The sequence below is a fragment of the Larkinella ripae genome, assembly GCF_054780775.1.
Map to the genome: position 1 here is coordinate 780,043 of NZ_BAAGVR010000022.1, position 23,417 is coordinate 803,459.

The 23,417-nt window shown below is 54.0% G+C and carries 20 protein-coding genes; 8 read left to right on the plus strand and 12 right to left on the minus strand.

Annotated elements, in window-relative coordinates; translation table 11 throughout:
* The first annotated feature begins 6 nt into the window (after positions 1 to 6).
* The gene (locus ACYVHX_RS16195; RefSeq protein WP_460672704.1) at positions 7 to 780 is read left to right on the plus strand and encodes an NUDIX hydrolase; all 774 of its coding nucleotides are present in this window, start codon (positions 7 to 9) and stop codon (positions 778 to 780) included.
* A gap of 8 nt (positions 781 to 788) precedes the next feature.
* Here the strand turns inward: ACYVHX_RS16195 and ACYVHX_RS16200 are convergent, their stop codons facing one another.
* The 3 genes from ACYVHX_RS16200 to ACYVHX_RS16210 all read right to left on the minus strand — a co-directional run bounded on the left by ACYVHX_RS16200 (position 789) and on the right by ACYVHX_RS16210 (position 4,254).
* The gene (locus ACYVHX_RS16200; protein WP_460672705.1) at positions 789 to 1,913 is read right to left on the minus strand and encodes a DmpA family aminopeptidase; all 1,125 of its coding nucleotides are present in this window, start codon (positions 1,911 to 1,913) and stop codon (positions 789 to 791) included.
* A gap of 49 nt (positions 1,914 to 1,962) precedes the next feature.
* Positions 1,963 to 3,069: an AI-2E family transporter gene (locus ACYVHX_RS16205; protein WP_460672706.1), complete on the minus strand. Its 1,107-nt coding sequence runs from the start codon at positions 3,067 to 3,069 to the stop codon at positions 1,963 to 1,965.
* A 168-nt stretch (positions 3,070 to 3,237) separates the two neighbouring features.
* On the minus strand, positions 3,238 to 4,254 hold the full coding sequence (locus tag ACYVHX_RS16210) for an AraC family transcriptional regulator (protein WP_460672707.1): 1,017 nt from the start codon (positions 4,252 to 4,254) through the stop codon (positions 3,238 to 3,240).
* Between the two features lie 132 nt (positions 4,255 to 4,386).
* On the opposite strand from ACYVHX_RS16210, the gene ACYVHX_RS16215 reads away from it, so the two are divergent.
* The 4 genes from ACYVHX_RS16215 (at position 4,387) to ACYVHX_RS16230 (ending at position 8,125) form a co-directional block, all read left to right on the plus strand.
* Entirely contained in the window at positions 4,387 to 4,821 is a 435-nt protein-coding gene (locus ACYVHX_RS16215) for a hypothetical protein (protein WP_460672708.1), read from the plus strand.
* Between the two features lie 489 nt (positions 4,822 to 5,310).
* Positions 5,311 to 5,535 carry a hypothetical protein gene (locus ACYVHX_RS16220; RefSeq protein ID WP_460672709.1) on the plus strand — a complete coding sequence of 75 codons (225 nt, stop codon included), beginning with the start codon at positions 5,311 to 5,313 and terminating at the stop codon, positions 5,533 to 5,535.
* A 73-nt stretch (positions 5,536 to 5,608) separates the two neighbouring features.
* The gene (locus ACYVHX_RS16225; protein ID WP_460672710.1) at positions 5,609 to 7,753 is read left to right on the plus strand and encodes an FUSC family protein; all 2,145 of its coding nucleotides are present in this window, start codon (positions 5,609 to 5,611) and stop codon (positions 7,751 to 7,753) included.
* A 141-nt stretch (positions 7,754 to 7,894) separates the two neighbouring features.
* The gene (locus ACYVHX_RS16230; protein WP_460672711.1) at positions 7,895 to 8,125 is read left to right on the plus strand and encodes a PspC domain-containing protein; all 231 of its coding nucleotides are present in this window, start codon (positions 7,895 to 7,897) and stop codon (positions 8,123 to 8,125) included.
* 473 nt (positions 8,126 to 8,598) lie between these two features.
* On the opposite strand, the gene ACYVHX_RS16235 is transcribed toward ACYVHX_RS16230, so the two are convergent.
* Complete coding sequence (locus tag ACYVHX_RS16235; RefSeq protein ID WP_460672712.1) at positions 8,599 to 11,058, minus strand: ribonucleoside-diphosphate reductase subunit alpha; 2,460 nt, start codon at positions 11,056 to 11,058, stop codon at positions 8,599 to 8,601.
* A 487-nt stretch (positions 11,059 to 11,545) separates the two neighbouring features.
* On the opposite strand from ACYVHX_RS16235, the gene ACYVHX_RS16240 reads away from it, so the two are divergent.
* Complete coding sequence (locus tag ACYVHX_RS16240) at positions 11,546 to 11,788, plus strand: type B 50S ribosomal protein L31 (protein ID WP_114406759.1); 243 nt, start codon at positions 11,546 to 11,548, stop codon at positions 11,786 to 11,788.
* 145 nt (positions 11,789 to 11,933) lie between these two features.
* On the opposite strand, the gene ACYVHX_RS16245 is transcribed toward ACYVHX_RS16240, so the two are convergent.
* The 4 genes from ACYVHX_RS16245 to ACYVHX_RS16260 form a co-directional block, all read right to left on the minus strand.
* Entirely contained in the window at positions 11,934 to 13,451 is a 1,518-nt protein-coding gene (locus ACYVHX_RS16245) for a RagB/SusD family nutrient uptake outer membrane protein (RefSeq protein WP_460672713.1), read from the minus strand.
* Between the two features lie 94 nt (positions 13,452 to 13,545).
* Positions 13,546 to 16,974 carry a TonB-dependent receptor gene (locus ACYVHX_RS16250; protein ID WP_460672714.1) on the minus strand — a complete coding sequence of 1,143 codons (3,429 nt, stop codon included), beginning with the start codon at positions 16,972 to 16,974 and terminating at the stop codon, positions 13,546 to 13,548.
* 55 nt (positions 16,975 to 17,029) lie between these two features.
* A complete protein-coding gene (locus ACYVHX_RS16255) occupies positions 17,030 to 18,040 on the minus strand; it encodes a FecR family protein (RefSeq protein WP_460672715.1) in 1,011 nt (336 codons plus the stop codon).
* Between the two features lie 143 nt (positions 18,041 to 18,183).
* Positions 18,184 to 18,777, minus strand: a complete 594-nt coding sequence (locus ACYVHX_RS16260) for an RNA polymerase sigma factor (protein WP_460672716.1) — start codon at positions 18,775 to 18,777, stop codon at positions 18,184 to 18,186.
* Positions 18,778 to 19,064: 287 nt separating this feature from the next.
* Between ACYVHX_RS16260 and ACYVHX_RS16265 the strand changes: the two genes are divergently transcribed.
* On the plus strand, positions 19,065 to 19,259 hold the full coding sequence (locus ACYVHX_RS16265) for a cold-shock protein (RefSeq protein ID WP_460672717.1): 195 nt from the start codon (positions 19,065 to 19,067) through the stop codon (positions 19,257 to 19,259).
* 201 nt (positions 19,260 to 19,460) lie between these two features.
* On the opposite strand, the gene ACYVHX_RS16270 is transcribed toward ACYVHX_RS16265, so the two are convergent.
* The 3 genes from ACYVHX_RS16270 to ACYVHX_RS16280 form a co-directional block, all read right to left on the minus strand.
* A complete protein-coding gene (locus ACYVHX_RS16270) occupies positions 19,461 to 20,039 on the minus strand; it encodes a peptidylprolyl isomerase (RefSeq protein ID WP_460672718.1) in 579 nt (192 codons plus the stop codon).
* A gap of 115 nt (positions 20,040 to 20,154) precedes the next feature.
* Positions 20,155 to 20,805: a DedA family protein gene (locus ACYVHX_RS16275; protein WP_460672719.1), complete on the minus strand. Its 651-nt coding sequence runs from the start codon at positions 20,803 to 20,805 to the stop codon at positions 20,155 to 20,157.
* 21 nt (positions 20,806 to 20,826) lie between these two features.
* Positions 20,827 to 21,618: a phosphosulfolactate synthase gene (locus tag ACYVHX_RS16280; RefSeq protein WP_460672720.1), complete on the minus strand. Its 792-nt coding sequence runs from the start codon at positions 21,616 to 21,618 to the stop codon at positions 20,827 to 20,829.
* Between the two features lie 141 nt (positions 21,619 to 21,759).
* Here ACYVHX_RS16280 and ACYVHX_RS16285 point away from each other — a divergent pair, with 141 nt between their 5' ends.
* On the plus strand, positions 21,760 to 22,206 hold the full coding sequence (locus ACYVHX_RS16285) for a PaaI family thioesterase (RefSeq protein ID WP_460672721.1): 447 nt from the start codon (positions 21,760 to 21,762) through the stop codon (positions 22,204 to 22,206).
* A gap of 93 nt (positions 22,207 to 22,299) precedes the next feature.
* Here ACYVHX_RS16285 and ACYVHX_RS16290 read toward each other — a convergent pair whose 3' ends face one another.
* Entirely contained in the window at positions 22,300 to 23,325 is a 1,026-nt protein-coding gene (locus ACYVHX_RS16290; protein ID WP_460672722.1) for an aldo/keto reductase, read from the minus strand.
* Positions 23,326 to 23,417 lie beyond the last annotated feature (92 nt).

Below are 23,417 nucleotides of genomic sequence, written 5' to 3' on the forward strand. Positions count from 1 at the left end.
ATCTTTATGGAATACAATTCGGAACTTAAAAAGCTGGTTCAGGAAATTTATAAGACGTATTTGCTCCACATTTCGATGGATGTGGTCATTTTCGGTTTTCACGAAGGCCAGTTAAAAGTGCTGCTGCTGCGCTGGAAAGGCACCGACGAATGGCTGCTTCCGGGCGGGCGGATTCGGCACGATGAAAACCTGAACGATGCCGCCTACCGGAGTTTGCAGGGGCGCACGGGCCTGACGACGGTTTTTCTGGAACAGTTTTACACCTTCGGGGATGTCGAGCGGTACAAGTTTTTTGATAAACGCGAGACGCTTTCCCGCCTGAACATCCTGCTCGAACTCGACGAGCAGTCGTTTCAGCGCGATGTGTCGGTCGGATATTACGCGCTGGTCGATTACGCCGAAGTGGTGCCGACCCCCGATGTTTTTACGGAAGAATGCCGCTGGTGGGACCTTTCGCAGGTGCCGATTCTGCTCTTCGACCACAACGATATGATTGCGCTGGCGCTGAAAACGCTCCGCCGGCAGCTCAGCTACCAGCCCGTCGGGATCAATCTATTGCCCGAAAAATTCACGATGCCGGATCTGCAACGGCTGTACGAAACCATTCTGGGCCGCCCGCTCGACCGCCGGAATTTTCAGAAGCGGATTTTGAGCTACGGGATTCTGGAACGGCTTTCCGAAACCAAAAAAGGGGTAGCCCACAAAGCGCCGTATCTGTACCGGTTTAACCCCGACAGGTATAAGCAGGCACTGGATGAGGGAATGTTTTTTGCCAGTTGAAAAACCGCCTATTTCGCCTGTCCGGCTTTTCGCATGATTTCCACGACCTTCTCGACCGGCAACTGTTCGATCCTGACGCCCCGGTGGCCGGTGGCGGTTCTGGCGGCAAAGAGGGAATTGATGATGGCTTCTTCGGTGGCTTCGATGGCGGCCAGAAAACAGGGCGAAGCGTCGTCGTTGCGCAGCACATTCATTGCGTCGAGCGAGGATTTTGAGACGTTCGGAATGCGGTTGGCGGTCGAAACCGCAATGACGTAATCCCCGCTGCCGTTGGACGCCATGCCGCCCGTGCGGGCCAGCCCCATAAACGCCCGCTTGGCCAGTCGTTTCAGGTTTCGGGCGTCCAGGGGCGCATCCGTCAGCACCACCATCATGCACGAGCCGTCGAGTTTTTCTTTAAACGAAAACCGCCCCAGTTCCACGCCCACCGGCACGCCCGCGATTTGCAGCACCCCGCCAAAGTTGGTCTGCACCAGCACACCCACCGTGTAGCCGCCGAGCGAAGCCGGGAGTTTGCGCGAAGCCGTACCGATGCCGCCTTTGAACCCGAAGCAAACCGTACCCGTTCCCGCGCCGACATTGCCCTCTTCCACCGCGCCGGTTCTGGCCTGTTTAATCGCTTCCAGAACGTGCTGTTTCGTGACGGGGCGGCTGCGGATGTCGTTCAGACCGCCGTCGTTGGTTTCGCCCACCACCGGATTCAGCGAACGCACCTGCTCGTTGCCCGCCTGGGCCAGGGTGTAGTCGATCACGGCGTCGGCCGCCGTCGGAACGCCCAGCGTGTTGGTCAGCACAATCGGGGTTTCGAGCGTACCGAGTTCCTCCACCTGGCTGTAGCCCGTCAGCTTGCCAAACCCGTTGCCGATGTAAATGGCCGCCGGACATTTTTCCTGAAACAGATTGCCGGTATGGGGCAGAATCGCCGTGACGCCCGTCCGAACATCCGGCCCTTCCTGCAGGGTCACCTGCCCGACGCGCACACCCGGCACGTCGGTGATGGCGTTCAGGGCGCCGGTCGGCAACACGCCGAAGCGAATACCGTAATCGCGGGGGCGTTTGGGGGCCTGGGCCAATGCCGTGTATTCACCCGTTAGGCACAGGACCACCAGAATGAGACAGGAAACCGTTTTCATGACGGAAAATACGCACTGAGGCACGGGTTTCCAAGTGCGGGCAGGCGGATCAACCGGGCATTTTCTTTTTTCTTCGGCGCAACCGCAGCATTTTGTTGATGTCTTCCTCGGTGGTCTGGTCGCCGAGCAAAATGCCCCACTGCTCCATTCCTTCGACGCGGTCGAAGATCACTTTCAGGATGGCAATGATCGGAATGGACAGGAACATGCCGGAAACGCCCGCCAGCGCCCCGCCGAGCAAAACGCCCACGATGGAAACCAGCGCGTTGATCCGCACTTTGGAACCGATGATCACCGGCACCAGAAAGTTGTTGTCGATAAACTGCACGACCAGAAAAACCGCCACCACGCCCGCCAGCGTCGCCGGTTCGGGGTGATTGACAAACGTGACGCCCACCGCCAGCGCCGTTGCCACCAGCCCCCCGATGTACGGAATCAGGTTCATGATGGCGGCAATCACGCCCAGCAAAACCGCGTACTGAACGCCCAGAATCAACAGACCCGCGGAGTTCAAAACCGCCACGCAGGCGGTTTCGGTGACCAGCCCGACGACGTAGCTCTGAATCACCGACCGGATTTCGCCCAGCACTTCGCGCACGCGCTCGGCCTGCTGATCGGCAAACGAACGGATGATGAACTGAATCAGCATGGCCCGGTAATACAGGAGCAGAAAGATATAAATCGGCAGGATCAGCAACGTTCCCAACGGCCCGGTAATCACGCCGAGCGTTCCGGAGCCTTGCAGCGTATCCATCGTCTGGGCCTGGGCTTTTTTGAGATACTGCTCCTGCTGGCTGTAGCTGAGGTTGTATTCCTGCCGGATCCAGCGCCGGGCGTCGTTGTAGAAATCGTTGAGGTTCTTTTTCAGCTTCGGCCAGTCGTCGGTAAAATTGGCCAGCTGCATCGAAATCATCATCGTCAGCCCAACCAGCACCACAATGGCCAGCAACAGCGCCAGGCTGATGGCAACGGTTTTGGGAACGCCCTTCCGGATCATCCAGGCTTCGACGGGCCGCAGCAAAACCGCCAGCAAACCGGCCATTGCGAACGGAACGATAATATCCTGACCCAGATAAAAAGCGGCCATGAGCAGGCCCAGCGCCAGCAGCGTGTGCGAAAGGCGGTGATAAAACGGTTGGGTAGAGGTTGACGGCATACCAGGCGATTTTAACTAAAATTCTGTTTCACGTTCCTGATCGAAGCTCGCGTCACGCCCGGTTCGGTCAGAAACAACCCCTGATAAACGGGATTAGGGGGGATTTGTTCAAAACCGCCCAACGCCTTGGGCGTTAGCCGGTTTTCGGCCGATTGTCTTTTCTGCGAACTAGGAAATTGCCCCCTTCTGATAATGGCCCGGCGTGGTGCCCGTCCAGCGTTTGAACGCCCGGCTGAAGGCGCTTAGCTCGTTGTAGCCGAGAATGTACGAAATCTCCTTGACCGGATAGCGACCCGACGACAGATAATTCAGAGCCAGCGTTTTGCGCACCGAATCCGCAATTTCCTGATACGTAACGCCTTCCTCCTGAAGCCGGCGTTGCAAGCTGCGCGCGCTGGTGTTCAGGTTAGCCGCCATCTGCTCCAGCGTCGGAATGCCCAGGTAGGCATTGGTCAGCAGAAAATGGCGGATGCGTTCCCGGAACGCCGTGGCGCTTTCAAACGCCCGGTTTTGTTCGGCTACTTTTTTCAGCAGCAGCCGTTGCAGTTCGTAATGGGCGGTCAGGATGGGCTCGTTCCAGTAGCGGTTTTCAAATTCCAGGGAATAGTCACCCGGTTTTTGCCCGATTTCACAGCGCAGCACCCGCTCGTATTCCGCTGGATTCGATCGCTCGTAGGATAGCGTAACGGTTCTGGGCCTGATTTTCTGCAAGGTTAGACCGTCCGCTTCGTGCAGGGTAAAAACCATCAAAAACTCCAGTACCTGCCGCAGCACGGGAGCCTGTTCCTGTGCGCGCTGGGCGTCGGGCACAAACCGAATGGTGAACGCCCGCCCGGTGTGACTTATTTCCATCCGAACCAAATCCGTAATCAGGTGAACGGCCCCGGCCGCCTGCGTCAGGGCCTCGCCAACGGTGGCACAACTCTGCACCAGCTGGCCCACCACGCCCAGAGCCGCCAGTTGCAACGACTCGCCGAAGTGCAGCCCAAACAGCGGATCGCCGGTTAGATGAACGGCATTCAGCCACAAATCACTGACTTGTTTCGACGTCACCGCCACCTCCGGTTTGCCCTTCAGCCCGTCTAAATCAAGGCCCGACAAGTGGCACAACCGCTCCGGCGCGACATCTTTCTGAGCGGCATAGGCCAGCAAACTCAGCACAAATCGTTTCGGTGGATTTTCCATGCGGCAAAGGTACTCCTTCTCCGAGAAGGCCGGATGCCACTGTCGCCAAATGGTAAGTGATTGGCGGCTTTGGGTAAGCGCTGACCGCCGGGCCCGCTCTACTTTTGTCCCATCACTCAAACAAACACGAACATGGAAAAATCAACTGTCTTGCGGAAAGCCCTGTGGGCCAATGTTATTTTTGCTGAACTCAGCGCCGTCGCGTTTCTCTTTCTGGCCCGTACATTTCCGATTGTGAATGAACTGGCGGGTGGCCGGCCGGTTTTAGTCGGTATCGAGTTGCTGGCGTTGGCCGGTTTGGCGACGTATGCGGCCCTGCGCCTGGCCCAATCCCGCCGACTGGTGCAGGTGATCGTGGCGCTGAATGTCCTGCTGTTCGGCTATTACGTCGAGCTGTTGCTCTGGGGGCCGGCGGTTTCGGCCCTCGCTACGGAATTTCTGCTACTCGACGCAGTTGTGGTCGCCGGTTTGGCCATCGCGCAGATCGTGGGCTTGCGGGCGGTTTTTTCGAAGAAGCCGGTGGCAGCACGAACTTCTCTAAAAACCGTCGCTCCCCAGACTTACTGATTGCCCGCGGTGCTCTGCGCCCCGGTTTTGCAGGGCCTCTACAGCATCATAAAAACCCGGGGCCGTATGCCATAATCACGAATTCAGCACCGATTTTTTTCCTACCTATCCAAAACCGCACCATCAGGTGCGGTTTTTTTACATCAGCTTCAGTGAAACCAGCAGCAGGCGGCTTGGAGAGCTTCGTCTGATAAATCGGCGAGGAAAATAGTATATTTTTGAATAGATTTATTTTCGACAGGGGGATTCAACATCAAACACAAACTCCGGATTTTTATAGCAACTGGTTAGTTATCGGTAAAAAATAGCGCTAAAATTATATTATTGACACAAAAATCATCTCGATAAACAGTTGCATTTATCGAATAAAAGCAGTACTTTTGTAACCACTTTAAAAGAACCCGTTTATAGTTGTTCTTTCCCCACCGTAACATTCTCTGAAGCGTTTTTATCCGTGTTAACTAAGCGACCCTTTTACGTTACGAGTGTATGTCATTCCCGTTGACCCAGCAACAAGCTGAATCATCCGATTTCATCAAAACATTTCCTCAGTTCGATTGCCTTTCCGCTGCGCTCTACCGTCGTCAATGCATCGACAAGCGCACCGGAGAACTGCACAGCATCATCCGGCTGGACAAAATGCGGTATTGTGTGGTGCCTCCGCAGTGGGCGAGGCAACTGGAAAAAGCCGGTTATCCCGTCGCTGTTCGGTAGCGATAACTCCTTTTCGCGCTCATTCCTGTTTTTCGGAGTTGGTTAGCCGGGCAATACCGCCTACCTTGCCAACATGAAAAAGCAGATCCGGGAAATCCGGTATTTTCTATCCGGTCAGCATTTTTCGGATGGCGTGCGGATCACGCTCGCCATCCTGATTCCTTCCGTTGTTTTTTATCAGTTTGGGCATTTCGAGACCGGCCTGCCGATTTCGCTGGGTGCCTTGTGGGTAAGCATTACCGATGCGCCGGGGCCCGTGATGCACCGCCGGAACGGGATGCTGGTCGGCAACTTGGTGGTGGTGCTCGTCTCGCTGATGACCGGGTTCATCCGGATGAACGTCTGGCTGCTGGGCGCCGAAATTGCGCTGCTCAGCTTTTTCTTCTCGCTATTTGCCATCTACGGCAACCGGGCTACGTCCGTGGGCACTGCCGGTTTGCTGGCCATGATTCTGATGATGGACCGGGAACTGAAACCGGCCGAAGTCTGGACCTACGGCGGGCTGGTTTTTGCCGGCGGCTGTTGGTACACCGCCATTAGTCTCTCATTTTCGCAACTGCTGCCCTACCGGGCGGCTCAGCAGGCCCTGGGCGAATGCATTCACGAAATCTCGAAATTTCTGCTCATCAAGGCGGAATTCTACAGCATCCGGACCGATCTGCAGGACGATTACCGCAAACTGGTGGCCCAACAGGCCGTGGTCAGCGAGAAGCAGGACGCTGTGCGCGAGCTGCTGTTCAAAACCCGGGTGTTCATGAAGGAATCGACCTGGCCGGGCCGTTTGCTGGTGCTGACGTTTGGTGACATTGTGGACCTCTACGAGCAGATTGTGGCGATGTATTACGATTATGATTCGATCCGGGAACGGTTTGGCAAAACCGGGATTCTGGACGATATCGCCCGGATGATTCGGCAGCTGGCCATCGAAATGGATTACATGGGGCTGGCGATTCAAACCAATCGTCCGCAAAAAAACCGCAACGACCTGATGCGGCATCTGGAGCGTTTGAAAGTAAAAATTGACGAAATTGGCGAGCAGGAAGGCAGCAACCTGGTGCTAAAAAAAATCCTGATCACGCTCCGCAACCTGAACCAGCGCCTGACCGATATTCATGCGTATTCGGCAACGGTTCTGCGCGAAAAACCGCAGGCCAGCGAAGTGACCGAGTATGCCCGCTTTGTGTCGCACCAGGAAATCGACCCCAAACTGATTGGCAGTAATTTAACGCTTAGTTCTTCTATTTTCCGGCATTCGCTCCGGGTGACGATTGCCTGTCTGGTCGGTTTTGTGGTGGCCAAACTAATTGCCTACGGACACCACGGCTACTGGATTCTGCTCACCACGTCGGTGATTCTGAAACCGGCTTTCAGCCTGACCAGGCAACGCAATTACGAACGGATTATCGGCACCATAGCGGGCGGGCTGATCGGGGTGGTTATTCTGCTGCTGGCACCGAACAACACGGTTTTGTTCTGGGTCATGCTGCCGCTCATGCTCGGCGCGTACAGTTTTCAGCGGACTCATTACATCGTGATGGTCATTCTGATGACGCCCTACATTCTGATTCTGCTCCACTTTCTGGGGCTGGGCGGAATCCGTCTGGTTGAAGAGCGGGTGCTCGATACGCTGATCGGCTGCGTCATTGCGTTTGCGGCCAGTTACCTGTTTCCGCGCTGGGAATCGCAGCAGTTGAAGGGGCTGTTGCGCGACGTACTCGACGCCAACCGCAATTACCTGCGCAAACTGGCCGACAGTCTGTCGGGAAAACCGCTGACGCTGACGGAGTACAAACTGGCCCGTAAGGAAGTGTACGTCAATTCGGCCAACCTGTCGGCGGCTTTTCAGCGGATGACCTCCGAACCACAGAGCAAACAGTGGCACAAGAATGACATTTACGAATTTGTGGTCCTGAACCACATTTTATCCTCCAACATCGCCACCATTGCTTCGGCCCGGCTGACGGCGGAACGCCCGGTGGTGTATCCACCCGAGCTGTTACGGCCCGTTCGCCGGTCGCTGACGGTTTTAAATGAAAGTTTAAAAAAACTCGACCCGGCTCCGGGCCAGTCGGTTTTGGATTCAACCGTCGCCGAACCGGCGCCTTCCGAAAAACCGGAGCCGACCGTTGCCGACGACCGTTCGCTGAAAGAGCAACTGGATTTTATTCAGAAAGTAAGCCACGATATCGGCAAGCTCACGGACACGATTCTGGCCTGATCCGTCCCGGTTTTTCACCTGTCATGTAAGCCCAAATCCGTTTGTACGGAAGTTCTTTCGCTACTGGGCATTGCCTAGTACCTTTGGATCAACAGTAACAACAAACCGATAAAAAAGTAAACAACTAAACTAATTACGACCATGACAACGAAACAATTGCACCGCATTCCGTCCGAATCCATGTTAGGGGGTGTTGCCGCCGGCTTAGCAGATTATTTCGGTATTGATAAAGTTCTGGTCCGTCTGCTCTTTGTGCTGACGGTTATTTTACCGAACCCCGTTCCGATGGTTCTGATCTACCTGGTGTTGTGGATCGTCATGCCGAAAGGCGAGCGGTATTTCGAAGCGCAACCGGATAACCATGCCAGATAATCATCGGGTAACACCAAAAAACCGCCCCGGGTCTGGGGCGGTTTTTTGGTTGTTACCCGTCGTGAACTATTCCATGTACTGTCCTTGATGCAGCAGGAAGATAAAGAAGCTTCTGTTTGCTCCAACTTATATAGTCCAAGGATATCATTTGCCCATATGAGCTGAATTTAAATAATTGCTCATTCAACAACAGGCCAGCTATTATGTGTTTATGGTTACGCAAAAATAAATCATTCGACCAAGTGGCATAGTCAACGGGTATTAAAATTCTCTGTTCAATTTTATCAACAATGATTAGATAAGAGATATTTCCACTCGATAGTTGGGAATTATCAGCTCTCAAATCTGTAATTGGACATTTAGAAAAAAGTATAGTATCCATATGATGGTGGAAAATAAAGACTAAACCTATCTTCAATCAAAAAGCCCTGTTTTACAGGGCTTTTTGATTATTAGAATTACTTATTTAGCTCTCAACTTCCGCAAGCCTCGCATCCTTCCGGATTGTCCAGCGAGCAGATCATCGCGGCATAGGCGGCTTCGGCTTCGCTGACCTGCACCGGGTGCGCAGCGGCTCCTTCCTGGGCGAACTTCTCGTAGTTCAGCGGTTTTTCCATCGTCTCGACCAAAACCGGCTCCAGTTGCGCGTCGGCCTGTTTTTCGACCGTGAACTTCACGGCGTCGGCGGCAGCTTTCGTGCGGAGGTAGTACATACCGGTTTTCAGTCCGCGCTTCCAGGCGTGGAAGTGCATCGACGTCAGCTTGCCGAAGTTGGCATCCACCATGTGAATGTTCAGCGACTGCGACTGGCAGATGTACGCACCCCGGTCAGCGGCCATGTCGATGACGGTTTTCTGCTTGATCTCCCAGACGGTTTTGTACAGATCCTTGATGTTCTGCGGCAAACCGGGGATGTTCTGCACCGAACCGTTGGCGGCAATGAGCATGTTTTTCATGCGGTCGTTCCACATGCCGAGTTTCACAAGGTCTTTCAGCAGGTATTTGTTGACGACCACAAACTCACCCGACAGCACACGACGCAGGTAGATGTTCGACGTAAACGGCTCGAAACACTCGTTGTTGCCCAGAATCTGGCTGGTCGAAGCCGTCGGCATCGGGGCCAGCAGCAGCGAATTCCGAACGCCGTGCTGCACAACGTCTTTCCGCAGCGACTCCCAATCCCAGCGCTTCGACTCCGGCGTAACGCCCCACATGTCGAACTGGAAGATTCCCTGCGAGATCGGCGAACCTTTCCAGGTTGCATACGGGCCGTTCACTTTCGCCAGCTCCATCGACGAAGTCATGGCGGCAAAGTAAATCGTCTCGAAAATATCTTTGTTCAACTGCTTTGCTTCGTCCGATTCAAACGGCATCCGCAGCATGATGAACGCATCAGCCAGGCCCTGAACCCCAATTCCGATCGGGCGGTGGCGCATGTTCGACCGACGGGCTTCTTCGACCGGATAGTAGTTGATGTCGATGATTTTATTCAGGTTCTTGGTCGCAACCTTCGTAATATCATACAGTTTCTGGTGATCGAAGCGCAGAATACCGTCCTGTCCTTTAGTAATGAATTTCGGCAGGGCGATCGACGCCAGGTTACAAACCGCTACTTCGTCGGCATCGGTATACTCGATGATTTCGGTGCAAAGGTTCGACGACTTGATCGTTCCGAGGTTTTTCTGGTTCGATTTCGAGTTGGCCGCATCTTTGAACAGCATGTAGGGAGTGCCGGTTTCGGTTTGCGATTCCAGAATTTCGTACCACAGATCCTGCGCTTTTACCTGCCGACGGAACCGGCCTTCGCGCTCGTATTGCTCGTACAGCTCGACAAATTCGTCGCCGTGCGTATCCGCCAGCCCCGGGCATTCGTGCGGACACATCAGCGACCAGACGTCGTTGTCTTCCACCCGTTTCATGAACAAATCCGGAACCCAGAGGGCGTAGAACAAATCACGGGCGCGGAGTTCTTCCTTGCCGTGGTTTTTCTTCAGTTGCAGGAAATCGAAAATATCGGCGTGCCAAGGTTCCAGATAAACCGCAAACGAGCCTTTGCGCTTGCCCCCGCCCTGATCGACGTAGCGGGCCGTATCGTTGAAAACCCGCAGCATCGGGATAATCCCGTTCGAGGTTCCGTTGGTGCCTTTGATGTACGTGCCGGTTGCGCGGATGTTGTGAATGCTCAGACCAATACCGCCCGCCGACTGCGAAATTTTGGCGGTTTGTTTCAGTGTGTCGTAGATGCCCTCGATGCTGTCGTCCTTCATCGTCAGCAGGAAGCAGCTCGACATCTGCGGTTTGGGCGTTCCGGCGTTGAAGAGCGTCGGCGTTGCGTGCGTAAACCACTTTTCCGACAGCAGATTGTAGGTTTCAATCGCGGCCTCGACATCGTTCATGTGAATCCCGACAGCCACGCGCATCAGCATGTGCTGCGGACGTTCGGCAATTTTGCCGTCCATCTTCAGCAGATACGATTTTTCCAGCGTTTTATAGCCGAAATAATCGTAACCGTAGTCACGGTCGTAGATGATGGTTGAATCAAGCAGGGCGGCATTTTTCCGAACCACGTCGTAGACTTCCTTCGAAATCAGGGCGGCATTTTCGCTGGTCTTCGGATCGACGTAATTATACAGCCGTTTGATGGTGCCCGAAAAAGACTTGTTGGTCTCTTTGTGCAGGTTGGAGATGGCCATTCGGGCCGCCAGAATCGCGTAATCCGGGTGGCGCGTGGTCATCGAAGCCGCCGTCTCGGCCGCCAGGTTGTCCAGCTCGGTGGTTTTTACGCCGTCATAAATCCCGTTGACTACCTTCATCGACACTTCGATCGGTTGAACATAGGCGGGGTCCAAACCGTAGCACAGTTTCTCAATCCGTGCGGTGATTTTGTCGAGTTTGACCGATTCCCTGCGGCCGTCACGCTTGATTACGTACATAGTATGTTATGGGAGATGTTGTAGTAGATATATACAAAAATAGGAGACTCGTCTTTTATGATTCCTTAAAGGTACTAAGCAGTAGTACAACAAAGCAAAGCGGAATGTTCACGCCAACCAAAGCAACTTAGAAATGTTCTAACCAAGGGTGATGTTAAGAAACTGTTAAGAGCTTACGCAGAATAACTTAGGAAAAGCCTATCGGGAAAACAGTCTAAAAAACTTGATAGGGATAATTTAGTTAATGGTTGTGTCGCTCTTCTAAAACACTGATTGTTACCGAATTGTTAGCCAAATTGCCGAAAAAGCAATAGAAAATCAACCCAGAATAACATACTTTTTTTCAATCAAACAAAAGCTGCCGAATCGGTTGGAAACCACACAAAATGTCTGTACCTTTGCAGTCCTTAAATCCGTCACGCCACCACGCGGGTGCCGATGGCGGGGCAATTGTCAACCGATTCATTTTTGTATTTTTTATATTGTCATGAAAAAAGGCATCCATCCAGAATACAGAGATGTTGTGTTCTGGGATCTGACCAGCGATCACAAATTTCTGAGCCGCTCGACCATTCAAACCAAAGAAACGATCGAGTTCGAAGGCAACACCTACCCGGTGGTTAAAGTCGAAGTAAGTTCCGAGTCACACCCTTTTTACACGGGTAAGAACGTTCTGCTCGACACCGCGGGTCGCGTTGATAAATTCCTGAAACGGTACGGCAAGAAATAAACCGGACCCGTCTTTCTGAAAACCGTCACTGGATTCGTCCGGTGACGGTTTTTTATTTTCCGCCCTGCGGACTAGAGGCCACGGACGCAAAAAACCCCGACGGAGCGCTCCGTCGGGGTTGGGTTTAGGGCAGTCAGAAGGACGATTAAAAACCGGGATTCTGCACCAGATTCCGGTTGTTGTTGATCTCGCGCAGCGGAATCGGGAACAGTAACTGGTTGGCCGTGAAGGTTTTGCCATACACGGTTTTATGCCCCACAAAGTCATCCCACTGCTTGGTCACATCGTTGCGCACTTTCCGGGTCCGGAGCATGTCAAACCACATCTTGTCTTCGTAAGCCAGCTCGAAATACCGCTCGGCCCACACCGCCTGCTCAAACTGATCCACGTTCGTGGTGGTCACCGGGGCCAGTTTGGCGCGCGCCCGGATGTCGTTCAGCGCTTTGGCAGCCTGCGCATTCGGTTTGCCTTCCGCCCGGTTTGAAGCTTCGGCGTACATCAGCATCACGTCGGCCAGGCGATAAATCGTGAAGTTGATGTTGGCTTTAGCATCGCTGTCGACGGCCTGCTTGTCGAAGTACTTATAAATGTAGTAGCCGCCCAGATCCAGCCGGTCGCGACGCGCGTCGCCCAGCGGATAATCCGTCGGGTGGCCTTTGTAGAACGTGTAGTAGAATTGCTTTTCTTCCACCCGCTTGTCGCCTTTTTCGTAGCTCTCCACAAACTCCTTCCGCGGAATCAAACCGCCGTATTCGTCGGAGTACTGGGCAATGCCGCGCAGCGTCGGCAGCGTAACCGGCGTCATCCCGTTGTTGCGGATGTCTTTCTCGTGCTGCACCTGCAGAATGAATTCCTTTTGGTTGCGGTTGGCCGGATTGATCATATCCGTGTACTCCGTGAACAGCGTGTAGGAGCCATTGTCCAGCAGTTCTTTCGAGCGTTTCGCCGACTCCACATACGCGGGGGTTCCGGCTTTGACCGGAAAACCGGCATACGTCAGATACACGTCCGCCAGAATGGACTTAACCGCACCCATCGAAATCTGGCCGCCCGTTTCGCGCCAGGGCAAGGTCGATTTTTCGGCTTCCAGCAGATCCGGGATGATGATCTCGTCATAAATCTCCTTCACCGGCGAACGGGGCGTGGTGACCTGTCCCAGTTCCGAAACCAGCGACGTCAGTTTGGGCACATCGCCGTACATCCGCACCAGCTGGAAATAATACAGCGCCCGCAGGGTTTTCACTTCCGCCAGCATGTTGGCTTTCGTAGCCGCCGGCAGCGTCGTGAATTCGTTCAGCTTCTGAATCGCCAGGTTGGCGCGGGCAATCCCCGAATACATCCCCGACCACCAGTTGTCGATGTAAAAGGCGTTGGATGTATACTCCAGGTTGTAGAACTTGAAGGCTTCCGTCTGCGAGTTGCCGTCGGCTTTCCCGGTCATGTATTCGAGCAGCGACGCGTTGTTGCCCCCCCAGCCTCCACCGCCGTTGTTCCAGGTGTTGATGTTCGAATACGCTCCGTCGGCAAACGCGCGGGCAATTTCCGCACTCGAAACCGACGAAGAAGTGGTGAGCGAACCGGTTGGATTTTCCTTTAAAAAGTCTTCGCAGGACGTGAGCGTCAAACCGGCCGCTAGTATGGGTAAAATCAAGTGTTTTTTCATAATTGAAATTAAATTTTCTTCGTTTATCGGCTCAGGATTAACGTTTAAGGCAAAAGGTAAGCTCCCTCAACCGTTAAACTCAAAACCGTAAACCTTAAAATGTCACATTCAGACCCAGGTTAAACGTGCGGGGGCGCGGATACTGGAAGAACTCCATGTTGGCCACCAGTTGCCCGCCAAAACCGGTCAGTGCTTCCGGATCGTAGCCCGAGTATTTGTCGACCAGGAAGAAGTTCTGCGCGCTGGCGTACACCCGCAGGCGCTGGAAATTCACTTTACCAAACTTGGTCGGCAACGAATAGCCTAACACCACGTTCTGGCCGCGAATGAACGAGCCATCTTCCATCCACCAGTCGTCCATGTGGGTCGAATAACCGGCGTTGTAGTGCCGGATTTCGGCAATCATGCTGTTCTGATTCTCGGGTGTCCAGGCGCCCAGAACCGTCCGTGCGCTGCTGGCGATGGCCTGCCGGTCTTCCACGGAGTGTTTGGTGGCATTAACGGTGTTAACCCCGATCACAAACCGGATGTCGAATGACAGGTCAAACTTGCCAAACTGGAAGGAGTTGGCCAGGTTCATCGTCCATTTCGGATACGAGCGGCCGATGATGGTTTCATCCTGCGCGTCGATTTTGCCGTCGTTGTTCAAATCCGCCCATTTCAGGTCGCCCGGCCGTTTGTTGTATTTAGCCGCCAGATCCGCTTCGTTCGTTCCGAACACGCCCAGTCGTTTGTAGCCCCAGATCGTCCCGATCGGGTAGCCAATGCGCAGGATGTTGGTGTTACCCAAGAAGTTAGGACCGGGGAAAATATCGTCACCGTTCACACCCAGCTTCAGAATTTTGTTCTTGTTAGTCGAGAACGCGATGTTCGTTGACCAGGTGAAATTACTGGTGCTGATGTTGCGGGTGTTGATGCCCAGTTCCAGCCCCTTGTTTTCCACCGAACCGATGTTCTGCGTTACCGTGCTCAAGCCCGTCGACCAGGGGATGGGTGCGTTCAGCAAAAGGTCTTTCGTCACTTTGTGGTAGTAGTCGATGGTCAGGTCGATCCGGTTGTTCAGCAAACCGATGTCGGCACCCACGTCCAGCTGGTTCGTATACTCCCAGCGCAAATCCGGGTTTCCGAACGAACTCCGCCAGATTCCGGTCCGCCGGGCGCCATTCAGCAGCACATCGCCCGTGCCGAGGAATTGCTGTGACGCATACTGACCGATTTCCTGGTTACCGGTTTTTCCGTAGCTGGCCCGCAGTTTCAGGTTCGACAACCAGGTCGCTGATTTCAGGAATTCTTCCTGGCTCACGTTCCAGGCAACGGCCGCCGACGGGAAGAAGGCAAACTTGTTGTTTTCCCCGAACTTCGACGCCCCGTCGTACCGGCCGGTGAACGTCACCAGGTATTTATCCTTGAAGTTGTAGTTCAGACGGGCAAAATACGAGTTCAGGCTCCACTCCTGATCGGTTGAAGTCGGTTTTACCAGGGTAGTTCCGACGTTGAGGTTGTGATAGCCCCAGAAATCGTCGATGAAATTCTGCGCAGCCGCCAGGTATTGCTCCCAGCTCCGTTTCTGCCACGAAAGACCGCCCAGGGCCGAAATCGTATGATCGGTGCCGATGGTCTTGTTCCAGTTCAGGTAGTTTTCAAACTGCCAGTAATACTCGGTATTCGACCAGATATCGGCAGTTCCTTTCTGGTCGGCCGACAGGGCGTTCAGATCCCGACCCGAATAGAAGTTGTTTTTCTCGTACTTCAATTCGTACCCGAAGTTGGTCCGCAGCGTCAGGTCAGGCGTGAAGGTCAGCGTCGAGTAAATCTGTCCGAGCAACTGCGTTTTGGGGTTGATCCGCATGCGCTGATTCGCAATCCGAACCGGGTTTTCACCCCCTTCCATGCCGGGCCAGTCTTTGTTGCGGCCCCAGGTTCCGTCGGGATACTGGATCGGCAGAATCGGCAGGGCTTCCATCACCATCCGGGGCACGTTCAAGCCGCCGGAAGCATCGTCCACTTCGCGCTGGTTGGTTTTGGTCAGGAACATGCTTCCGCCAATTTTCAGCCATTTGTTTACTTCGTTGTCCAGCGTAAACTTGGCCGAATACCGCTTGAACCAGGAGTTGAGCATCAAACCGCCCTGATCGGTGTAGCCCAGACCCAGACTATACGACGTTTTTTCGCTGCCCCCGCGTACCGCAAACTCGTGGTTTTGGGCACCGGTCGGTTTGTACACTTCACGCTCCCAGTCCGTGTTGTACAACGGCCTTCCGCTCCCATCGAACAGGTTGGGGAAGTTTTTGGGGTCGTTACGGACAAATTTACCGCTGGCAAAACCGGCCGGATCGTATTTGGCCGCATTGTCGAACGCCTTGTTGTAGACCGACATGAATTCATCGGAACTCAGCGTACCGATGTAACGAGCCGGTGTAATGACCGATCCCCAAACGTCGTACGAAACCTGCGACTGGCCGGATTTTCCGCGTTTGGTGGTGATGATGATTACCCCATTGGCACCCCGCGCCCCGTAAATGGCCGTTGCCGAGGCATCTTTCAGCACTTCGAGTGATTCGATATCGTTCGGGTTCAGCAGGTTGGCGTTACTCACCCCAATGATGCCATCCACAACGTACAGCGGTTCCAGGCTGGAGTTGATGGAACCAACCCCCCGAATCCGCACGCGGGGCTGATAGCCCGGTGCCGAGGAGTTCACCATCACGTCAACGCCCGGAATCCGGCCTTGCAGCGCCTGGGCCACGTTGGCGGCTTGCCGGTCGAGCAGCTTGTCGCCTTTGATGGCGGCCACCGAACCGGTCAGGTCACTTTTCTTGACGGTTCCGTAGCCAATCACGACCACTTCTTCCAGGCTGCGGTTATCGGCGTCCAGGCTTACTTCGACAGAACTCCGGTTCCCAACGGCCACTTCTTTTTTCGCGTAGCCGATCGAACTGAACACCAGCGTGGCATTTCCGTCCGACACATCCAGTTGAAACGCCCCGTTGGCGTCGGTGTTGGTTCCGCGCGTGGTGCCTTTTTCAACGACGTTAACGCCGGGTAGCGGAGAGCCGTTGGCTTCTTTTACCACCCCTCTTACCGCAAAAACTACGGCCTGGGGCTGACTACCCTGCGCCGTTGCTTCGGGTGCCGGAGCCGTCGTGCCCGTTGCGGACGCTTCCTTTTTGGACAAGACGATCTGGTTATCGACCAATTCGTACGAAATACCCAGCGGCATCAGCAGCTTATCCAGCACTTCGGCCAGCCGACCGCCCTGGGTCTGGAAGCTCACGCGCTGTTCCTGAATAATCCGGCTGCTGTATACAAATTTGATGTTTGCCTTCCGCTCAATCTGCAGCAGGGCTTCGCGCAGCATGACGTTTTCAACCTTCAAAACCACTTTTCGGCTCAGTTCATCCTGCCCGGGCCGATTGCCGGCAAAGGATGCAGACGACAACAGAACCACCAGCAGCAGTTGGACGAATGTCAACCGGAAAGGTGATGCGGTGCCGCCTGGCGGGGCGTAAAATTGATTGCTCATAGCAGTAATTAGTGAAACAGGTTAATAAAAATTGGGTATTGATTAGAAAGCATTTTCAAAGGCAACCCGGGCCATCGAGTTCAATCTCCTGCCCGTTGAGCGTATACGTCGCGTCGGTCGATTTACAGAGTAAATTCAGAATGACGGGCAACCGCATGTTTGTGAAATCGGCCCGCAGCCTGCAATTGCGGAGCGCCGGGTTGCGGAATTGAATCCGGACGCCGAATGTGTCCTCCAACGCATCGGCCACCTGCCGGAGCGACGCCCATTCAAAGGCGACCGTGGCGGGTTCCCACAGTTTGGGTTTGGCCGTGCGCGGCAATCCGGTTTTGGCGAGCGATTCGGCTTTGGGATTAAAAACCGCCTGCTGGCGCGCCGTCAGCAACACCCGGTTTTTATCGGACACACTCACCGCCACTTTTCCGGTGACAACCGACACCTCGAAGCGCGGGCTGTTGCGGTAGGCCCGGACGTTGAAGGTGGTGCCCAGCACTTCGGTTTTGAGTTTGCCGGCCTGAATCACAAACGGGCGGGCCGCGTCCCGGCGGACCTCAAAAAAAGCTTCGCCTTCCAGTTGGACGGCCCGGATGGAAGCGGCAAACTGTTTCGGGTAACGCAGGCGGGTGGCCGGGCTCAACCAGACCACGCTGCCGTCGGCCAGCTCATGCCGCAGGATTGTTTTCCGTTTGTTTTCAAGCGTAGCTACCGGGGAAATCGCCAACCCGTTGATTTTCGGCTGCTGGGCCTGCTCGATTCGCTGAAACTGCCAGATGCCCACCGCCAGCAGGAACAGCGCAGCCGCAACGCCACTCAGCGTCCAGAGCCAGTTGTTGCCAAGCCGGAACCGGCGGAGTGGGTTGGGTTCGGCGTCTTCGATCCGCTGCCGAATTTCTTCCAGCATTTTCTGGGCATAGGCCGGTTCCTGCGTCTCCGGATGACGTTGGGTTAACTCATCCCGGTTTTCAAACGAGTCATACCAAGCCTCGATCTGCCAGGCTTCGTCGGGAGAACAACGACCAGCGAGGTATTTTTCCAGCAATTCGGGCGAAGGGTAGCGGTTCTCCATTCTGTACAGGTTAATAGATTATGACGGGAAAGTCCAATCCATTTACCATAAGACGAAGAAGTGTCTGGAAAACCTTAGTCGGCGAGAACTATTTTTTTGATTTTTTTAATCGGCACTCCGGCAACGCGCTGCCGGAGTGCCGGTTACGTCAGGAGCAGGGGAAACAGCGTAATGGTCGCGGCTGAATACTCTTTCAGCAAATGCCGCAGGGTCGTGTGGGCTTTAAGCAGATGGCTTTCGACGGTTTTGGGCGCAATTTGAAGTTGCCCGGCAATGTCGGCTACCATGTGGCCCTGTTGGTGGAGGCCATATACCTGCCGGCATTTTTCCGGCAGTTGATCAATGGTCGATTCGTAGGCCTGTTGTAAATCCGTGTACAAAACGTGCTGTTCGGTGGCGTTGATGACCTGCCGATCCGGTTGCGCCAGCCATTCGGTGGCAAAACCTTCCTGGCGGGCCTGCGCCCGAAACCAGTCGATCACCGCATTGCGGAGCAGGGTTCTCAGGTAACTTTCGGGGCATTTCAGCACCGGAAGCCGGTGACGTTTCAACCAAAGGTTCACAAACAGTTCCTGAACAATTTCTTCGGTGGTTTCCCGGTCCTGAAGCCGCTTAAACGCCGTATTGGACAACTTCAGAAAATACCGGGAATAAATTTCTTCAAAAGCCCGGGCGTCATCCTGCTGCATTCGCTGAAATAATCCGATGTCGTCTTCTGTCTGGTAATAACGCTTCATCGTTGAGTCTTTATCATAGGTTGGGAAGGGGCAATACAAACTCGAAAGTATCATTTTTTTTAGTAATACTACCACCATTTTGATAAGAAAAAATGCCTTCGTCCAAACCGTTTGCTAAAGACTTTGAAGCCAGCCACTTCCGAAAACCCGGGGTAAAACCGCCTGTTTTTAATGGACAGGCGCATTGATCGTTTTTTTTTGAGTCCTCAACCTAATTTTTTGTGCCGACAGTAAGGACTACCGGCCAGAAACTCTTACCTTACAGCTCAATCTTATTTTTGACAATCATGCCAACGGGTACAGTTAAGTTTTTTAATGAGAACAAAGGATTCGGGTTTATTGTACCCGATGATGCAAGTGGCGACGTTTTTGTTCACGTTTCTGCCTGCCAGGACCAAATCCGGGAGAACGACAAAGTAACGTTCGAAGTTGAGCGCGGACCGAAAGGATTGAATGCAACCAACGTGAAGCGGGCTCGATAACCCCGATGGCCGGTTAGCCTCCGGAAACTTTCTTTTCCCGGGCTAACCGGCTTTCCCGTCTTTACGTAAGATCACAGGTGCGTCGCTTCCTGTGATTGATCCCACCACTGTTTTTTGCGGTATGTTCCCAATCCGTTCTTCCAAAAAGGAACGGGCCGAAAGGGTATGGTCTGTTTTTAAGAAGAAATTTACGGCTAGTGCCTAGTTGACACGCCGGGCGGTCCGAATCAGGACCGGTTTTCGGAGCATTTGCAATGCACTTCCTTCCGCGCCGGTTTCGCCCTGCTGAATCCGGCGAACCACGTCCATGCCTTCCACTACGCGCCCGAAAGCGGCAAAGCCCTGCCCGTCGGGATTGCGTTTACCGCCAAAATCCAGTTCCGGCTGCCCGTTGATGCAGATGAAAAATTCGGACGTTCCGCTGCTGGGCTGCGCCCGGGCCAGCGAGAGCGTACCATCCAAATGCCGCAACCCGGTTTTCCGGGTGGTTTCCTGCGGAATAGCGGGCAGCTGCCGGGTCGTATCGTCCTGAAAACCGCCCTGAATCACTTCGATTTTCACCGCATTGTTCGGCTGGTTGTCCATCCGGACCACGCGGTAAAACCGGCCGCCGTCATACCGTTTTTCGTCCACATACCGCAGGAAATTAGCCACCGTAACGGGCGCTTTGTCGGCATAAAGTTCCAGCACGATTGAACCGGCTTCGGTTTCCAGCCGGACGCGCTGGGCCTGAACGTTCAGGCCCAGCAGGAGGAGCGCGAGTACTACGACGTTCTTCATGCAATCAGGAGCTTGGCGGTTTTCAAAAATAGCCCGATTCCCAACAAAAAACCGGATGGTGAACAGAACTGTATTTCCGTTCAACCACCCGGTTTTTGCTTTGAATGCGAACGTCTTAGGCCGTGGCCCGGCGAAATTTCGATTTGAGAAACTGGAAAATGATGGGTGCAATCGACAGGCCGATGATCCCGAAGATGACCAGTTCAAAGTTATTTTTGATAAAAGGCAGATTACCAAACAGATAGCCCAGCGTCGTAACACCGACTACCCACAGAATCGCACCCGCCACGCAGTAACCGATGTACTTCGGATAGTCCATGCTGCCCGCGCCGGCTACGAATGGCGCGATCGTGCGGACAATGGGGATAAACCGGGCCATAATGACGGTTTTTCCGCCGTGCTTGTGGTAAAAATTTTCGGTTTCGGTGATGTATTCCCGCTTAAAAAAGAGAATTCGTTCCCGCATTTTGATCTGTCCTCCGAGGAATTTGCCCACGAAATAATTGACGTTATCGCCCATCAGGGCCGCTACGATCAGCAGCGGAATCATGATCTTGATGTCCAGCGCGCCGGTTGAAGCCGCCAGTGCGCCAGCGGCAAACAACAGCGAGTCGCCCGGCAGTAAGGGCATGACAATCAAGCCGGTTTCGACGAAAATAATCAGAAACAGAATGGCGTACGTCAGCGTACCATACTCATTGATGATGTCGGCCAGATGCTTGTCCAGGTGCAAAAAGAAGTCGAGAACCGACTGAATGAATTCCATACGTGTGAATAGCTTGGTTGATTAATGGTGTGCCCCCAGGCCATTGGACCCGAGACCGTTCAGAAAATGGGAAAAGGTGTCTCCGCGCAAACCTAAACGGATGGTTTCGAGCGGAATTGCTTCGTTCGGCGAGATATTACCCAGGTTGACGTTGGCGCCCAGCAATTTGACAAACCAGACCTGCTGTTCTTTCTGCGGAGCTTCCCAGATGATTTTCTCGGAGGGAATCTGGGTCAGAATTTCTTCCACTAACCCCTGCCGGACCTCACCGCTCGACCGGAACAAACCGACGGTTCCGCCTTCGCGGGCTTCGCCGATCACTTTCCAGGCGCCGGCCTCCAGTTCGGCCCGCATCAACTGAATCCATTTATAAGGCGGAATGATCTTGGCTTCGTCTTTCGACCCCACTTCCGACAAAACCGTTACCTGTTTGGCCAACTCGTAAATGTAGCCGCATTTTTCGTCCTGGTTCATTTCAATCGAACCATCCGACACTTCGGCGTACTGCAAATCGTAGGTGTCGAGCACCCGGCGGTATTCATCGAACTGCTTCCGGATCACGAATGCTTCAAAAAGCGTACCACCAAAATACGTCGGTATGCCAGCCTCTTTGTAAACGTTCAGTTTTTCTTTCAGATTAGGCGTTACAAAGGAGGTGGCCCAGCCCAGTTTCACCAAATCGACATACGCATCAGAGGTAGAAAGGAAATCTTCGACTTGTCTGATGCTTAATCCCTTGTCCATCACCATCGTCAGGCCATTCTGACGGGGTTTCACGGTCCGTTCCGGAATGTGGGAAAGCGTATAATTCATTTTGAGGGGATAGCGTATAGGCGCAAAAACGCCCAAAAGTAACACTTGTGCGGCTACCTCCCAAGAAAATCCACAGATTATCGTGAATTGAGGCCCATTCGGCTTAGTTAAATGCTATTTTTGTGAAAACATTCAGGATTTATGTCCACTTCCGAAGAGAACCCGCGTCTGCTTTTTTTTAGCTCCCTGATTGGGGAGGATATGAGCCAAAGTCCTTCCCCCCTGGGTCGCTGGCTCAATGGCACCCTGCGAGCTGTCGAAGAAGGGTCGCTGACCATCGATTACACGGTGCGGGAAGAGATGACCAACCCCATGCGGATTCTGCACGGCGGGGCGGTTTCGGCCATTATTGATGATCTGATTGGCGCGACGGTTTACGTCCTGAACCGGGAATACGTCTATACCTCCGTCAATCTGAACGTCGATTTTCTGCACAGCGCCCGGCTGGACGACGTTATCACGGCGCAGACCCGCCTTGTCCGGATGGGAAAAAATATCATTCACGTTGAATGCATCCTTACCGCAGCCGACGGCAAACTCATTGCCAAAGCCGCGTCGAACCTGGTTCAGACGTCGATGAAGCATTAACTTCGCCATTCGTTATTCAACATTCAGTATTCAATATTCTTCAACCCTGAACAACGAATAGCGAATGGCGAATAACGAATAATGAACAAGGAATTACACCGGCAGCGGATTCAAATCCGGGTTCATGCGCTGGTGCCAGTACGGATAAATAGTTGGTTTGTCGCTGGCGGCATCCAGTTTGGCGACCTGCTCCTTCGAGAGGTTCCAACCCACGGCGCCCAGGTTCTGAATCAGTTGCTCTTCGGTACGCGCTCCGATGACGACGCTCGACACCGTTGGTCGTTGCAGCACCCAGTTCAGGGCCACCTGCGCCACGGTTTTGCCGGTTTCGGCGGCCAGCTCATCCAGCGTGTCCATGATCGTAAACCAGTATTCTTCCGGAATCGGCGGCCCTTCGCCCCCGCCCTGCGCAATCCGGCTTTCGGCGGGTGCGGGATTGTTTCGGCGGTATTTTCCGCCCAGTCGTCCGGCGGCCAAAGGGCTCCAGACCATCGTTCCCACCCGCTGATCGAGGCCCAGCGGCATCAGCTCCCACTCAAACTCGCGGCTCAGCAGCGAATAATACGCCTGATGCGTCACGTACTTCGCCCAGCCGTAGCGCTCGGAAACCGCCAGCGATTTCATCAAATGCCAGCCGGAAAAGTTGGAACAGCCGATGTAGCGCACCTTACCACTCTGCACCAGATCGTTCAGGGCGCTCAGCGTTTCGTCCACCGGCGTATGGCCGTCAAAACCGTGCATGTAGTAGATGTCGATGTAATCCGTTTGCAACCGGCGCAGGCTGTCTTCGCAGGCTTTCACCAGCCGAAACCGCGACGAGCCAAAATCATTCGGCCCATCGCCCATTTTAAACGTCGTCTTGGTCGAAATCAGGGCTTTCTGCCGCAAACCGCTCAGCGCCTTGCCCAGAATTTCTTCGGATTGCCCCCGGGAATAGACGTCGGCCGTATCGAACAGGGTCAAACCGGCATCCAGACAACGGTTGACCATCCGGGTAGCTTCCTCGACCTGCGTAGCGCCCCACGCTTTAAAAAATTCCGTTCCGCCCCCGAACGTCCCGGTGCCGAAACTCAGGACCGGAACCTTTAGCCCAGAACCTCCTAATTGCCTGTATTCCATACCAATAGTGCTAAGCGATTTAAAGAACAGGTTGTTAAACGGTGTCAAGTTAGAAAATCCTGTCGTACCGACGGACGAAAGGGGGTGAGATT

Coding starts and splice junctions, on each gene's coding strand:
- ACYVHX_RS16260 (WP_460672716.1), bottom strand. CDS start 18,777: ATGAAGCGTTATTACCAGACAGAAGACGACATCGGATTATTTCAGCGA.
- ACYVHX_RS16255 (WP_460672715.1), bottom strand. CDS start 18,040: ATGGAGAACCGCTACCCTTCGCCCGAATTGCTGGAAAAATACCTCGCT.
- ACYVHX_RS16210 (WP_460672707.1), bottom strand. CDS start 4,254: ATGGAAAATCCACCGAAACGATTTGTGCTGAGTTTGCTGGCCTATGCC.
- ACYVHX_RS16230 (WP_460672711.1), top strand. CDS start 7,895: ATGACAACGAAACAATTGCACCGCATTCCGTCCGAATCCATGTTAGGG.
- ACYVHX_RS16285 (WP_460672721.1), top strand. CDS start 21,760: ATGTCCACTTCCGAAGAGAACCCGCGTCTGCTTTTTTTTAGCTCCCTG.
- ACYVHX_RS16205 (WP_460672706.1), bottom strand. CDS start 3,069: ATGCCGTCAACCTCTACCCAACCGTTTTATCACCGCCTTTCGCACACG.
- ACYVHX_RS16240 (WP_114406759.1), top strand. CDS start 11,546: ATGAAAAAAGGCATCCATCCAGAATACAGAGATGTTGTGTTCTGGGAT.
- ACYVHX_RS16225 (WP_460672710.1), top strand. CDS start 5,609: ATGAAAAAGCAGATCCGGGAAATCCGGTATTTTCTATCCGGTCAGCAT.
- ACYVHX_RS16275 (WP_460672719.1), bottom strand. CDS start 20,805: ATGGAATTCATTCAGTCGGTTCTCGACTTCTTTTTGCACCTGGACAAG.
- ACYVHX_RS16235 (WP_460672712.1), bottom strand. CDS start 11,058: ATGTACGTAATCAAGCGTGACGGCCGCAGGGAATCGGTCAAACTCGAC.
- ACYVHX_RS16245 (WP_460672713.1), bottom strand. CDS start 13,451: ATGAAAAAACACTTGATTTTACCCATACTAGCGGCCGGTTTGACGCTC.
- ACYVHX_RS16215 (WP_460672708.1), top strand. CDS start 4,387: ATGGAAAAATCAACTGTCTTGCGGAAAGCCCTGTGGGCCAATGTTATT.
- ACYVHX_RS16220 (WP_460672709.1), top strand. CDS start 5,311: ATGTCATTCCCGTTGACCCAGCAACAAGCTGAATCATCCGATTTCATC.
- ACYVHX_RS16290 (WP_460672722.1), bottom strand. CDS start 23,325: ATGGAATACAGGCAATTAGGAGGTTCTGGGCTAAAGGTTCCGGTCCTG.
- ACYVHX_RS16265 (WP_460672717.1), top strand. CDS start 19,065: ATGCCAACGGGTACAGTTAAGTTTTTTAATGAGAACAAAGGATTCGGG.
- ACYVHX_RS16270 (WP_460672718.1), bottom strand. CDS start 20,039: ATGAAGAACGTCGTAGTACTCGCGCTCCTCCTGCTGGGCCTGAACGTT.
- ACYVHX_RS16280 (WP_460672720.1), bottom strand. CDS start 21,618: ATGAATTATACGCTTTCCCACATTCCGGAACGGACCGTGAAACCCCGT.
- ACYVHX_RS16250 (WP_460672714.1), bottom strand. CDS start 16,974: ATGAGCAATCAATTTTACGCCCCGCCAGGCGGCACCGCATCACCTTTC.
- ACYVHX_RS16200 (WP_460672705.1), bottom strand. CDS start 1,913: ATGAAAACGGTTTCCTGTCTCATTCTGGTGGTCCTGTGCCTAACGGGT.
- ACYVHX_RS16195 (WP_460672704.1), top strand. CDS start 7: ATGGAATACAATTCGGAACTTAAAAAGCTGGTTCAGGAAATTTATAAG.